The sequence below is a fragment of the Pseudomonas sp. genome (assembly GCF_041601375.1).
Lineage (GTDB): Bacteria > Pseudomonadota > Gammaproteobacteria > Pseudomonadales > Pseudomonadaceae > Aquipseudomonas.
Genome location: NZ_JBFIIG010000128.1, coordinates 1 through 12,281, shown reverse-complemented (window position 1 = coordinate 12,281; position 12,281 = coordinate 1). Strand labels below are relative to the sequence as shown.

General features: G+C 61.5%; 13 protein-coding genes and 1 tRNA gene. All 14 read left to right on the top strand.

Going from position 1 to position 12,281, the window contains the following annotated elements:
• A partial coding sequence (gene tolA, locus ABZE94_RS15635; RefSeq protein ID WP_372876416.1) for a cell envelope integrity protein TolA occupies positions 1-767 on the top strand: 767 nt, incomplete at its 5' end.
• The gene (gene tolB / locus ABZE94_RS15630) at positions 764-2,062 is read left to right on the top strand and encodes a Tol-Pal system beta propeller repeat protein TolB (RefSeq protein ID WP_372876415.1); all 1,299 of its coding nucleotides are present in this window, start codon (positions 764-766) and stop codon (positions 2,060-2,062) included. The genes tolA and tolB, both read left to right, overlap by 4 nt.
• Positions 2,063-2,130: 68 nt before the next feature.
• A complete protein-coding gene (gene pal, locus ABZE94_RS15625) occupies positions 2,131-2,631 on the top strand; it encodes a peptidoglycan-associated lipoprotein Pal (protein ID WP_372876414.1) in 501 nt (166 codons plus the stop codon).
• Between the two features lie 5 nt (positions 2,632-2,636).
• A complete protein-coding gene (gene ybgF, locus ABZE94_RS15620; RefSeq protein WP_372876413.1) occupies positions 2,637-3,458 on the top strand; it encodes a tol-pal system protein YbgF in 822 nt (273 codons plus the stop codon).
• Between the two features lie 129 nt (positions 3,459-3,587).
• A complete protein-coding gene (gene queE / locus ABZE94_RS15615; protein ID WP_372876412.1) occupies positions 3,588-4,235 on the top strand; it encodes a 7-carboxy-7-deazaguanine synthase QueE in 648 nt (215 codons plus the stop codon).
• Between the two features lies 1 nt (position 4,236).
• Complete coding sequence (gene queC, locus ABZE94_RS15610; RefSeq protein WP_372876411.1) at positions 4,237-4,911, top strand: 7-cyano-7-deazaguanine synthase QueC; 675 nt, start codon at positions 4,237-4,239, stop codon at positions 4,909-4,911.
• Positions 4,912-4,967: 56 nt separating this feature from the next.
• Positions 4,968-5,043: transfer RNA gene (locus tag ABZE94_RS15605), tRNA-Lys, on the top strand.
• Between the two features lie 407 nt (positions 5,044-5,450).
• Positions 5,451-6,296, top strand: a complete 846-nt coding sequence (locus ABZE94_RS15600) for an IclR family transcriptional regulator (RefSeq protein WP_372876410.1) — start codon at positions 5,451-5,453, stop codon at positions 6,294-6,296.
• A 371-nt stretch (positions 6,297-6,667) separates the two neighbouring features.
• Complete coding sequence (locus ABZE94_RS15595; protein ID WP_372876409.1) at positions 6,668-7,621, top strand: AraC family transcriptional regulator; 954 nt, start codon at positions 6,668-6,670, stop codon at positions 7,619-7,621.
• A 204-nt stretch (positions 7,622-7,825) separates the two neighbouring features.
• A complete protein-coding gene (benA, locus tag ABZE94_RS15590; protein WP_372876408.1) occupies positions 7,826-9,187 on the top strand; it encodes a benzoate 1,2-dioxygenase large subunit in 1,362 nt (453 codons plus the stop codon).
• Positions 9,188-9,676 carry a benzoate 1,2-dioxygenase small subunit gene (gene benB / locus ABZE94_RS15585; protein WP_372876407.1) on the top strand — a complete coding sequence of 163 codons (489 nt, stop codon included), beginning with the start codon at positions 9,188-9,190 and terminating at the stop codon, positions 9,674-9,676.
• Between the two features lie 92 nt (positions 9,677-9,768).
• Positions 9,769-10,779 (top strand): benzoate 1,2-dioxygenase electron transfer component BenC, encoded by a 1,011-nt coding sequence (gene benC, locus ABZE94_RS15580; RefSeq protein WP_372876406.1) that lies wholly within the window; start codon positions 9,769-9,771, stop codon positions 10,777-10,779.
• Between the two features lie 107 nt (positions 10,780-10,886).
• The gene (locus ABZE94_RS15575) at positions 10,887-11,663 is read left to right on the top strand and encodes a 1,6-dihydroxycyclohexa-2,4-diene-1-carboxylate dehydrogenase (RefSeq protein ID WP_372876405.1); all 777 of its coding nucleotides are present in this window, start codon (positions 10,887-10,889) and stop codon (positions 11,661-11,663) included.
• A gap of 153 nt (positions 11,664-11,816) precedes the next feature.
• Positions 11,817-12,281, top strand: a 465-nt coding sequence (locus ABZE94_RS15570) for an MFS transporter (protein WP_372876404.1), incomplete at its 3' end; no start/stop codon positions are given.

Sequence of the window (12,281 nt, the reverse complement as noted above, 5' to 3'; positions counted from 1 at the left end):
CGCCAATTTATGAGACTGAACAGCTCGAACAGAAGAAAGCCGACAAGGAAAAACAGGCTGTTGCGGCAAAGGCTGCGGAACAAAAGAAGGCCGAGGAGGCTCGAAAGGCCGATGCAGCGAAGAAAGCCGATGCAGCGAAGAGGGCCGACGCCGACAAGAAGGCCGCGGAGCAGAAAAAGCTAGCCGATATCGCCAAGAAGAAGGCGGCGGATGAAGCGGCGAAGAAGAAAGCTGCCGAAGAGGCGAAGAAAAAAGCGACAGCGGACGCCCAGAAGAAAGCCGCCGAAGAGGCGAAGAAAAAAGCCGTAGCCGAGGCCGCCAAGAAAAAAGCCGCGGATGATGCCAAGAAAAAGGCAGCCGAAGCGGCTCAGCGCAAGGCCACTGAAGACAAGAAGGCTGCGGCATTGGCCGAACTGTTATCCGAGGATGTCGGTCGCCAGCAAGCGCTGGCCGATGAGGTGGGCGACCAGGTTGCCGGCAGTCTTGATGATTTGATCGTCAAGTTGGTCAGTGAGCAGTGGCGCAGGCCGCCATCGGCGCGTAACGGTATGAGTGTAGAAGTGCTGATCGAGATGTTGCCCGATGGCACCATCATCAACGCCAGTGTCACCCGCTCCAGCGGCGATGCGCCATTCGACAGCTCCGCAGTACAGGCGGTGCGTAACGTTGGTCGCATCGCTGAGATGCAACAATTGGATCGCGCTACTTTCGATCGACTTTACCGGCAGCGACGTGCCGTCTTCAAACCGGAGGATTTAGGTCTGTGAATACCCTGATGCGTATCGTCCTGCTCAGCCTGACCATGTTGGTCGGCTCGCTGCAGGCGGCTGACCCCTTGGTGATCAGCACGGGTACCGACCGTGCGACCCCCATCGCCGTAGTGCCATTTGGCTGGCAAGGCGGCACAGTGCTGCCGGAGGACATGGCCGAGATCATCGGAAATGATCTGCGCAATTCGGGAGTGTTCGAGCCGATCCCGCGGCAGAACATGATCAGCCTGCCGAGCCAGGCCAGCGAGATCATCTACCGCGACTGGAAAGCCCTGGGCGCGCAATATGTGCTGGTGGGCAGCATGCTGCCCAGCGGTGGTCGTTTGCAGGTTCAGTTCGCCCTGTTCAACGTGGCCACCGAACAGCAGGTGCTGACCGGCAGCGTCGGCGGCGGAACCGACCAACTGCGTGATATGGCGCACCACATCGCCGATCTGTCGTTCGAGAAGCTGACCGGGGTCAAGGGTGCGTTTTCCACGCGTATGCTCTATGTCACCGCCGAGCGCTTCTCGGTCAACAACACCCGTTACACCCTGCAGCGTTCCGACTACGACGGTGCTCGAGCGGTGACCTTGCTGCAGTCGCGCGAGCCGATCCTGTCGCCGTCGTTCGCCCCGGATGGTCGGCGTATCGCCTACGTGTCCTTCGAGCAGAAGCGTCCGCGCATCTTCGTTCAGCACATCGACACTGGGCGGCGCGAGCAGATCACCAACTTCGAGGGCCTCAACGGCGCGCCGGCCTGGTCGCCGGATGGCAGCCGTCTGGCTTTCGTTTTGTCCAAGGACGGCAATCCGGAAATCTATGTGATGGACATGGGGTCGCGGCAGATTCGTCGTGTAACCAGCCAGGGGTCAATCGATACCGAACCCTTCTGGGGCAAGGATGGCAATACCATCTACTTCACCTCGGATCGCTCCGGCAAGCCGCAGATCTATAAGACCAATATCAACAGCGGAGCGGCGGAGCGGGTGACCTTCGTCGGCAACTACAACGCCAATCCGAAACTTTCCGCTGATGAGAAGACCCTGGTGATGATCCATCGCCAGGAGGGTTACACCGTGTTCAAGGTAGCTGCCCAGGACTTGCAACGGGGCAATTTGCGTATCCTCTCTGACACCAGTTTGGATGAATCGCCCACTGTTGCGCCCAATGGCACCATGCTAATCTACGCGACCCGCCAGCAGGGTCGGGGAGTCTTGATGTTAGCGTCCATTAACGGACGCGTGAGGCTCCCTCTTCCTACCGCTCAAGGCGAAGTTCGAGAGCCTTCCTGGTCCCCCTACCTGAACTGATGCGGCGCTACACCGTTTTAACGCTACAAATACTGCTTAACACACTGGGGTTCATTAGGAGTTACATGATGGAAATGCTGAAGTTTGGCAAAATTGCTGCACTGGGTCTGGCTCTGGCCGTTGTTGTTGGTTGTTCGTCCAAGGGCGGCGATGCTGCCGGTCAAGGCGACGCTGTAGATCCGAACGCTGGTTACGGTGCCGATACCGGTTCCGTAGATGGCAGCCTGAGCGAAGAAGCTGCTCTGCGCGCTATCACTACCTTCTACTTCGAATACGACAGCGCCGACCTGAAAGCCGAAGCCATGCGTGCCCTCGACGTTCATGCCAAAGACCTGAAAAGCAACGGCGCTCGCGTCGTTCTGGAAGGCCACGCTGACGAGCGCGGTACCCGTGAGTACAACATGGCTCTGGGCGAGCGTCGCTCGAAAGCCGTTCAACGCTACCTGGTGCTGCAGGGTGTTTCCCCTGCTCAGCTGGAGCTGGTTTCCTATGGTGAAGAGCGTGCGATTGCCACTGGCAACGACGAGCAATCCTGGGCTCAGAACCGTCGCGTAGAACTGCGTAAGTAATAGCCATGCATACCTGCCGTCGTGCTCTGACTGTTTTGGCCCTCTGCCTGCCGTTTTCGGCTTGGGCCGAGGTTCCTGTGGTGGATAACAATGCCGATTATGGCAGCAATAGTTATCCTCCTTCTGGTTATGGCACGTCCGGCGCCTACGTCGGGGGAGGGGCTGACGCCCCGACCTCGGCGCAAGGCATGGTGTTTACCCAGCTGCAACAGATGCAGCAAGAAATCGCGCAACTGCGCGGTCTGCTCGAAGAGCAACAGAATGAAATTCAGCGGCTGAAGCAAGAAGGCCTGGAGCGTTACCAGGATCTTGATCGGCGCTTGAGCAGTGGAGCAGCAGGTGCTGCGGCCACCCAGAATTCCCCTGTCGCTGGTGCTGCCAGCGCCAATGGTAGTCCGCCGGCAACTGCCGGCCAGAGGTCGGCGCCGACTAGCAGCGATCCGGCTGACCCAGAGAAGGAGAAGCTGTTTTATGACGCTGCCTTCGATCTGATCAAGGCCAAGGATTTCGACAAGGCCAGTCAGGCGTTTACTGCCTTTGTGCGTAAATACCCGAACAGCCAATATGCCGGTAATGCCCAGTACTGGTTGGGTGAGGTGAACCTCGCCCAAGGCGATCTGCAGGCTGCCGGCCGGGCCTTCGCTCAGGTCAGTCAGTCCTATCCGCAACATGCGAAGGTGCCGGACTCGTTGTTCAAGCTCGCCGACGTCGAAATGCGTCTGGGCAACGCAGACAAGGCCAAAGGCATTCTGCAACAGGTGATTGCAAAGTATCCGGGTAGTTCTGCGGCGCAGTTGGCGCAGCGGGATTTGCAGCGGATGCCATAAGGAATCAGTTGAAAGCTGCAAGCTGTAGTGATAAACCCGCGCCTGGCGCGGGTTTTTTCGTTACAATCCGCGCCCCTTTTCCCGCAACGGAGGCGGATGGCCTGTTTAGCCGTCACGCCCGTGGCTGATATGCAAGATACCCTGCGAATTACCGAGATTTTCTACTCGCTGCAGGGCGAGACGCGCACCGCCGGCTTGCCGACCGTGTTCGTTCGCCTGACCGGCTGTCCCCTGCGCTGCCAGTACTGCGACACCGCCTATGCCTTCAGTGGCGGCGAAGTCATGTCGTTGGACGCCATCGTCGAACAGATCGCCGGCTACAAGCCGCGCTATATCTGTGTAACCGGTGGCGAGCCGCTGGCGCAACCCAACTGCATCCCGCTGCTCGAGCGTCTGTGCGATGCCGGCTACCAGGTGTCGCTGGAAACCAGCGGCGCGCTGGATGTGTCGGCGGTCGATCCGCGGGTGAGCAAGGTGCTCGACCTGAAGACCCCCGGCTCGGCGGAAGTGGCGCGCAACCGCTATGAGAATATCGAGTTGTTGACGACGAACGACCAGGTCAAGTTCGTGATTTGCTCGCGCGAAGACTATGACTGGGCGGTGACCAAGCTGATCCAGTACCGTTTGCACCAGCGCGCCGGTGAAGTGTTGTTTTCGCCGAGCCACCATGAGTTGAGCGCGCGCTTGCTGGCCGACTGGATAGTCGCCGACAACCTGCCCGTGCGCCTGCAAATGCAGTTGCACAAGATTCTCTGGAACGACGAGCCGGGACATTGATATGAGCGACAAGAAAGCGCTAATTCTTCTCTCCGGTGGCCTCGATTCGGCCACCGTGGTGGCGCTGGCCAAGGCCGAGGGCTACAGCTGCTACAGCATGAGTTTCGACTATGGCCAGCGCCATCGTGCCGAATTGCAGGCGGCCGAACGGGTGGCCAGGCACTTGGGGGTGGTCGAACACAAGGTGATCGGCCTGAACCTCGATGGCATCGGCGGTTCGGCGCTGACCGACAACAGCATCGCGGTGCCGGAAAGCCCTACAGAAGGCATCCCGGTCACCTACGTGCCGGCGCGCAATACCGTGTTCCTCTCCCTGGCGCTGGGCTGGGCCGAGGTGCTGGGCGCGCGCGATATCTTCATCGGGGTCAACGCGGTGGATTATTCCGGCTACCCGGACTGCCGTCCCGAGTTCATTGCAGCCTTCGAGCGCATGGCCAACCTGGCGACCAGGGCCGGGGTCGAAGGCCAGGGTTTCCGTATCCAGGCGCCGCTGCAGAACATGAGCAAGGCCGAGATCGTCCAGGCCGGCCTGCACCATGGCGTGGATTACGCGCTGACGGTGTCCTGCTACCAGGCCGACGAGCAGGGGCGCGCCTGCGGCAAGTGCGACAGCTGTCGCCTGCGTGCGGCCGGATTTGCCGCGGCGGGCGTAGCCGATCCGACCCGTTATCGCTAAAAGTTTTCTCTGGGTGTTGATTTCCTGAATTAAATCAGTATCATGCGCCCTGCATCGGGTCGTTAGCTCAGTTGGTAGAGCAGTTGGCTTTTAACCAATTGGTCGTAGGTTCGAATCCCACACGACCCACCAAACATCCTTCTACGGAAGGCTATAGAAGAGCCCGGATGTCCTTATCGCAAAGGCATCCGGGCTTTTTTGTGTCCGCTGTTTTTTCCCGCAGCCACGGCTATCCTGGGGCTCAGAGGTTGTGAAACGTTCTTGCGCCGGCGTTTTCATCCTGAATAAGCAGTAGCGACCCGCATCCCTTATCGCGGCCATTGGCGTGACGCTCAGGGGATGGGCGCCGCCACAACAGCCGGTGTGGCGGTCTCGCTTGCTAGGCTGGAGCGTGCCCAGCCTGCGGCGGCTAGCTGAACGTAACAGGTGCTGGCCGAGCGGCGGCAGGGTGACCCGCTGCGCCGGTTGGAGCAATTGCGATTATCGGACTATCGTTCGATAATCGCATCACTGTTGGTCCCGTCTGCTCAGGAGGTTGTATGACCGATGTGCGTCCGCCGCTGTCCGGCCTGGTGCCGCCGGTGTATGTTTCGCCGGCCAAACGCATCGCCGAGCTGAGCGGCGATCCGAACTTCATGACCTCACTGGCGCGCGGTCTGGCGGTGGTCAATGCCTTCCAGGAGCGCAAGCGCCACCTGACCATCGCGCAGATCAGCCATCGCACCGAGATCCCCCGCGCGGCCGTGCGCCGTTGCCTGTATACCCTGATGAAACTGGGCTACGCGACCAGCGACGGGCGCACCTATTCGCTGCTGCCCAAGGTGCTGACCCTCGGTCATGCCTACCTGTCGTCCACGCCCTTGGCCGTCTCGGCGCAGCCCTACCTGGATCGGATCAGCGAGCAGCTGCACGAGGCCTGCAACCTGGCCACCCTGGAGGGCGAGCAGGTGCTCTATATCGCCCGCTCGGCGATTCCGCAGCGGCTGATCTCGGTGGACTTGAGCGTCGGCAGCCGCTTGCCGGCCTACTGTACGTCGATGGGCCGCATCCTCCTCGCCGCGCTGGACGATGACAGCCTGCACGACTACCTCAAGCATGCCGAGCTGCAGGCCAAGACCAGCCGCACCCTGCATACCCCGGAGGCGCTCTGGGAATGCCTGCAGCAGGTGCGCCAGCAGGGCTGGTGCCTGGTCGATCAGGAGCTGGAACAAGGGCTGCGCTCGCTGGCCGTGCCGGTGTACGACTCGTCCGGCCATGTGCTGGCGGCGATGAACGTCAGCACCCATGCCGGACGGGTGCCCGCCCGCGAGTTGGAGCAGCGCTTCCTGCCGATCATGCTCAGCGCCAGTCGCGAGCTGAGCAGTCAGCTGTTCGAGCCATTGTGAGCTGAGCGTTTGTGAAAAAATCGCTTGCCTGCTGCGACCGTCTCCAGACGTCCACTGCGACGTTGCGCGACGGCGCTCGATATTTTCATAACCTCTGGGCGTCAGGGCGTTTTGTGGGCTGAGCCTGGGCGTGAATGTGTGCGGTTATCGCGCACTGACTCTCCCGCATTTGCTCGAATTCACTAAGCTGTCGTAACCGATAGGATCGATGCCCACGAGTCGACCGATACGGCTGGCGGGTAGCGCTTGGCGACCGTTGATCGGTGCAGGCTGTTGGATGGCTGTTTTGCCTGTATCTATAAAGATATGAGGGTGGATGCCTTGCTTGTGCCGACCCCCAGCGTCATAAAAACTATAAGAGCCCGTGAGTTATGGACTGTCGTCTGCTGAACGAGAAAAGTCGGATATTCCACCATGCCGACCCCTATGCCGTCTCCGATTACGTGAATCAGCATGTCGGCGCGCATTGCATTCGCTTGCCGCAAAGCGGGCGACCCGAAGCCAGTCTCAGCCACCGCACCTTCGGCAGCCTGGATCTGTGCCGGATCAGTTACGGTGGCAGCGTGCGCGTCACCTCGCCGGCGCTGGAGACCATCTACCACCTGCAGGTTCTCCTGCAGGGCCACTGCCTGTGGCGTGGCCGGGGCGAGGAGCACTTTTTCACCCCCGGCGAGCTGCTGCTGATCAATCCGGACGACCCGGTCGACCTGACCTATTCGGACGACTGCGAGAAGTTCATCGTCAAGCTGCCGGCGACCTTGCTCGAGCGGGCCTGCAGCGAGAACCACTGGCGTCGTCCGGCCGACGGCATTCGCTTCGCCTCGCGGCACAACCTGCAACAGCTCGACGGCTTCGTCAATCTGCTCGGACTGGTCTGCGAGGAAGCCGAAAGCACGCAGCCGCTGACCCAGGTGCAAGAGCACTACACCCGCATCATCGCCACCAAGCTGCTCGGCCTGCTGGCCAACAACGTCGGGCGCGATGAGCTGGGCGAAAGCTGCCCGTCGTTCGAGCGCATCGCCCAGTACATCGAGGACAACCTCAAGCAGGACATCGGCCTGGAGCAGCTGGCCGAGGTGGCGCACATGAGCCCGCGTTCGCTCTATGCGCTGTTCGAGCGCAATGCCGGCACCACGCCGAAGCACTACATCCGCAGCAAGAAGCTCGAGCGCGTGCATGCCTGTCTGATCGACCCGACCGCCAAGGTGCGCAACGTCACCGAGGTGGCGCTGGACTACGGCTTCCTGCACCTGGGCCGCTTCTCCGAAAGCTACAAGAGCACCTTCGGCGAGCTGCCCTCGGACACCCTGCGCCGCCGCGGCTGACTGGCGTCCATAACGTCCTTTTTCTTGCTGAAACGCCCGATGCCGCACCCAGGTGCGGCATCGGGCGTTGTCGCGTGCCTAGCATTTATCCGTTTTCGCCGCCCTGCAGAAAACGGATAAAGGTCGTGTACAAACTGGATATTGTCGGACAGTCCTGAGCCGTAGCCTTGATTCCGTTGAAACAATAATAACGGAGCCACGGCGATGACCCTGCGACTCGACTACCTGAACGGCCTGCTGCAAGAAGACAAAGACAAGGGCATTTTCCGCTGCAAGCGCGAGATGTTCACCGACCCCCGCCTGTTCGACCTGGAGATGGAGCACATCTTCGAGGGCAACTGGTTGTATCTGGCCCATGAGAGCCAGATCCCCGAGAACAACGATTACTACACCACCTCCATGGGGCGTCAGCCGATCTTCATCGCGCGCAACAAGGCCGGTGAGCTCAACGCCTTTATCAACGCTTGCAGCCATCGCGGTGCCATGCTCTGCCGCTTCAAGAGTGGTAACAAGGCCACCTACACCTGCCCGTTCCACGGCTGGACCTTCAACAACTCGGGCAAGCTGCTCAAGGTCAAGGACCCCAAGGAAGCGGGTTACCCAGACAGCTTCGACTGCGACGGTTCCCACGATCTGAAGAAGGTCGCCCGCTTCGAATCCTACCGCGGCTTCCTGTTTGGCAGCCTGAACGATCAAGTAGCGCCGCTGCAGGACTTCCTCGGCGAGTCGAAGAAGATCATCGACATGATCGTTGATCAATCCGCCGATGGCCTGGAAGTACTGCGCGGCTCCAGCACCTATGTCTATGAAGGCAACTGGAAGCTGCAGGCCGAGAACGGTGCCGATGGCTACCACGTGACTGCCGTGCACTGGAACTACGCCGCCACCCAGCAACAGCGCAAGCTGAAAGAGACCGGCGACGATATTCGCGCCATGAGCGCCGGTGGCTGGGGCAAGAAGGGCGGTGGTTTCTACTCCTTCGACAACGGTCACCTGCTGCTCTGGACCCGTTGGGATAACCCCGAGGACCGGCCGATGTTCGCCGAGCGTGATCGTCTCGCCAGCGAGTTCGGTGAAGCGCGTGCCGACTGGATGATCGGCAACTCGCGCAACCTCTGCCTGTACCCGAACCTGTACCTGATGGACCAGTTCGGCTCGCAGCTGCGCATCGCCCGGCCGTTATCGGTGGATAAGACCGAAGTGACCATCTACTGCATCGCGCCCAAGGGCGAGTGTGCCGAGGCCCGTGCCCGCCGCATCCGCCAGTACGAGGACTTCTTCAACGTCAGCGGCATGGCTACTCCTGACGACCTGGAAGAGTTCCGTGCCTGCCAGCAGGGCTTCGCCGGTCGCGCCATGGAGTGGAACGACATGTCCCGCGGTGCCGAGCACTGGATCGAGGGCGCCGACGAGGCGGCCCGGGAGATCGATTTGCATCCGCTGATGAGCGGCGTGCGCACCGAAGACGAGGGCCTGTTCGTGCTGCAGCACCACTACTGGCAGCAGCAGATGATCAAGGCGCTGCAAGCGCAGCAGGACCAGCTGATTCACGTGGAGGGCGCGTAAATGAGCCTGACTTACCAAGCCGCGCGCGACTTCCTCTACCGTGAGGCGCGCTACCTGGACGACAAGCAGTGGGACGAGTGGTTGGAGCTGTATGCCAGCGACGCGACCTTCTGGATGCCGGCCTGGGACGACCGCGACCAGCTGGTGGAAAACCCGCAGACCGAGATCTCGCTGATCTGGTACGGCAATCGCAGCGGTCTGGAAGACCGGGTGTTCCGCATCCGCACCGAGCGCTCGAGTGCCACCATTCCGGATACGCGCACCTCGCACAACATCAGCAACATCGAACTGCTCGAGCAGGCCGACGGTGTGTGCAAGCTGCGCTTCAACTGGCACACCATGAGCTTTCGCTACAAGGTCGTCGACCACTTCTATGGCACCAGCTTCTACACCCTTGACACCAGCGGGCCGAATCCGCTGATCAAGGCCAAGCAGGTGGTCCTGAAGAACGACTACGTCAGGCAGGTCATCGACGTCTACCACATCTAAATCCGCTGCAGGGCTGCCGGCGGGAGGCTTTTGCTCCCGCCTCGGGCCTCTGCATGCCGCAATCAGCCAGAACAGCTATAGCGAGGTGTGCCATGAGCCACAAGATCGCACTGAATTTCGAAGACGGGGTCACCCGTTTCATCGACGCCAATGTCGGCGAAACCGTTGCCGATGCCGCTTATCGTCAGGGTATCAATGTCCCGCTGGATTGCCGTGACGGTGCCTGCGGTGCCTGCAAGTGCTTCGCCGAAGCCGGCCAATACGACCTCGGCGAGGAATACGTCGAAGACGCGCTGAGCGAGGAAGAAGCCGAGCAGGGCTATGTGCTGACCTGCCAGATGCGCGCCGAGAGCGATTGCGTGGTGCGCGTGCCGGCGTCCAGTGACGTGTGCAAGACCCAGCAGGCCAGCTACGAGGCAGCGATCAGCGCGGTTCGCCAGCTCTCCGACAGCACCATCGCGCTGTCGATCAAGGGCGAGTCGCTGAGCAAGCTGGCGTTCCTGCCGGGTCAGTACGTCAACCTCAAGGTGCCGGGCAGCGAGCAGAGTCGCGCCTACTCCTTCAGCACTTTGCAGAAGGACGGCGAAGTCAGCTTCCTGATCCGCAACGTGCCGGGCGGCCTGATGAGCAGCTTCCTCACTGGCCTGGCCAAGGCCGGCGACAGCATGACCCTGGCCGGTCCCTTGGGCAGTTTCTACCTGCGCGAGATCAAGCGGCCGCTGTTGCTGCTGGCTGGCGGCACCGGCCTGGCGCCGTTCACCGCAATGCTCGAGAAGATCGCCGAGCAGGGCAGCGCGCACCCGCTGCACCTGATCTACGGGGTGACCAACGATTTCGACCTGGTCGAGATGGACAGGCTCGAGGCCCTGGCCGCGCGCATCTCCAACTTCACCTACAGCGCTTGCGTGGCCAGCCCGGATAGCAGCTACCCGCTCAAGGGTTACGTCACCCAGCACATCGCGCCCAAGCATCTCAATGACGGCGACGTGGATGTCTACCTGTGCGGTCCACCGCCGATGGTCGAGGCGGTCAGCAGCTACATCCGCGAACAGGGCATCGCCCCGGCGAACTTCTATTACGAGAAGTTCGCCGCCAGCGCCTGAGTTGATGGGCAACCCCTGTGGGAGCGGCTTCAGCCGCGAACGAGCGGCCCTAGAGCTTCGCGGCTGAAGCCGCTCCCACGGATCGCATTGAGATCGAGGTTTACGAGATGGACAAGCGTTTTCAACACAAGGTCGCCGTGATCACCGGCGCCGCCCAGGGCATCGGTCGCCGCGTGGCCGAGCGCATGGCCGCGGAGGGCGCTCGACTGCTGCTGGTCGACCGTTCCGAGCTGGTGCATGAGCTGGCCGACGAGCTGGCCGGCGTCGCCGAAGTGCTGTGCCTGACCGCCGACCTCGAGCAGTTCGCCGAGTGCCAGCGGGTGATGGCCGCGGCGCTCGAGCGCTTCGGCCGCCTGGACATCCTGGTCAACAACGTCGGCGGCACCATCTGGGCCAAGCCGTACGAGCACTACCAGGCGCACGAGATCGAGGCCGAAGTGCGGCGTTCGCTGTTCCCGACCCTGTGGTGCTGCCACGCCGCACTGCCGCAGATGCTCGAGCAGGGCAGCGGCGCCATCGTCAACGTCTCCTCGATCGCTACCCGCGGGGTCAATCGCGTGCCCTACGGCGCGGCCAAGGGCGGGGTCAACGCCCTGACCGCCTGCCTGGCCTTCGAGACCGCCGAGCGCGGCATCCGGGTCAACGCCACCGCTCCCGGCGGCACCGAGGCGCCGCCACGGCGGATCCCGCGCAATAGCGCGGAGCAGAGCGCGCAGGAGAAGGTCTGGTACCAGCAGATCGTCGACCAGACCCTGAGCAGCAGCCTGATGAAACGCTACGGCAGCATCGACGAACAGGCCGGGGCGATCCTGTTCCTGGCCTCCGACGACGCCGCCTATATCACCGGCGTGACCCTGCCGGTGGGTGGTGGTGATCAGGGATAGGCAGGGGTCGTTGATGGGTTACGCGGCGCGCGCGATTCGGCGTTGTGCTTGAGCCTTGCGCTCTGCGCCGCTAACCCATCCTACGGGGCTCAGAACTTCATGGAATAACCATGCCGGGATGCATCAGCACTACAACAACAAGAGATCGATGCCATGCGAAATATTGATGTTCACGAGGTAATAGATAACGCGCGCTTCAATCGCTATCACTGGATGGTGATGTTCTGGTGCGCGCTGCTGCTGATTTTCGACGGCTACGACCTGTTCATCTACGGAGTAGTCCTGCCGGTAATCATGCAGGAGTGGGGGCTGACCCCGCTGCAAGCAGGCGCGCTGGGTAGCTATGCGCTCTTTGGCATGATGTTCGGTGCCCTGGTCTTCGGCACCCTGGCCGATAAGATCGGCCGCAAGAAGGGCATCGCCCTGTGTTTCCTGCTGTTCAGCAGCGCGACTCTGGTCAATGGTTTTGCCAGCAATCCCACCGAGTTCGGCATCTGCCGCTTCATCGCCGGTCTCGGCTGTGGCGGCCTGATGCCCAACGTGGTGGCGCTGATGAACGAGTACGCGCCGAAGAAGCTGCGCAGCACATTGGTCGCCATCATGTTCAGCGGCTATTCG

Excerpts from the sequence above, each read along its gene's own strand:
- benB (WP_372876407.1), top strand. The coding sequence starts at position 9,188 with ATGAGCCTGACTTACCAAGCCGCGCGCGACTTCCTCTACCGTGAGGCG.
- ybgF (WP_372876413.1), top strand. The coding sequence starts at position 2,637 with ATGCATACCTGCCGTCGTGCTCTGACTGTTTTGGCCCTCTGCCTGCCG.
- ABZE94_RS15600 (WP_372876410.1), top strand. The coding sequence starts at position 5,451 with ATGACCGATGTGCGTCCGCCGCTGTCCGGCCTGGTGCCGCCGGTGTAT.
- queC (WP_372876411.1), top strand. The coding sequence starts at position 4,237 with ATGAGCGACAAGAAAGCGCTAATTCTTCTCTCCGGTGGCCTCGATTCG.
- queE (WP_372876412.1), top strand. The coding sequence starts at position 3,588 with ATGCAAGATACCCTGCGAATTACCGAGATTTTCTACTCGCTGCAGGGC.
- ABZE94_RS15575 (WP_372876405.1), top strand. The coding sequence starts at position 10,887 with ATGGACAAGCGTTTTCAACACAAGGTCGCCGTGATCACCGGCGCCGCC.
- ABZE94_RS15595 (WP_372876409.1), top strand. The coding sequence starts at position 6,668 with ATGGACTGTCGTCTGCTGAACGAGAAAAGTCGGATATTCCACCATGCC.
- benC (WP_372876406.1), top strand. The coding sequence starts at position 9,769 with ATGAGCCACAAGATCGCACTGAATTTCGAAGACGGGGTCACCCGTTTC.
- benA (WP_372876408.1), top strand. The coding sequence starts at position 7,826 with ATGACCCTGCGACTCGACTACCTGAACGGCCTGCTGCAAGAAGACAAA.
- pal (WP_372876414.1), top strand. The coding sequence starts at position 2,131 with ATGGAAATGCTGAAGTTTGGCAAAATTGCTGCACTGGGTCTGGCTCTG.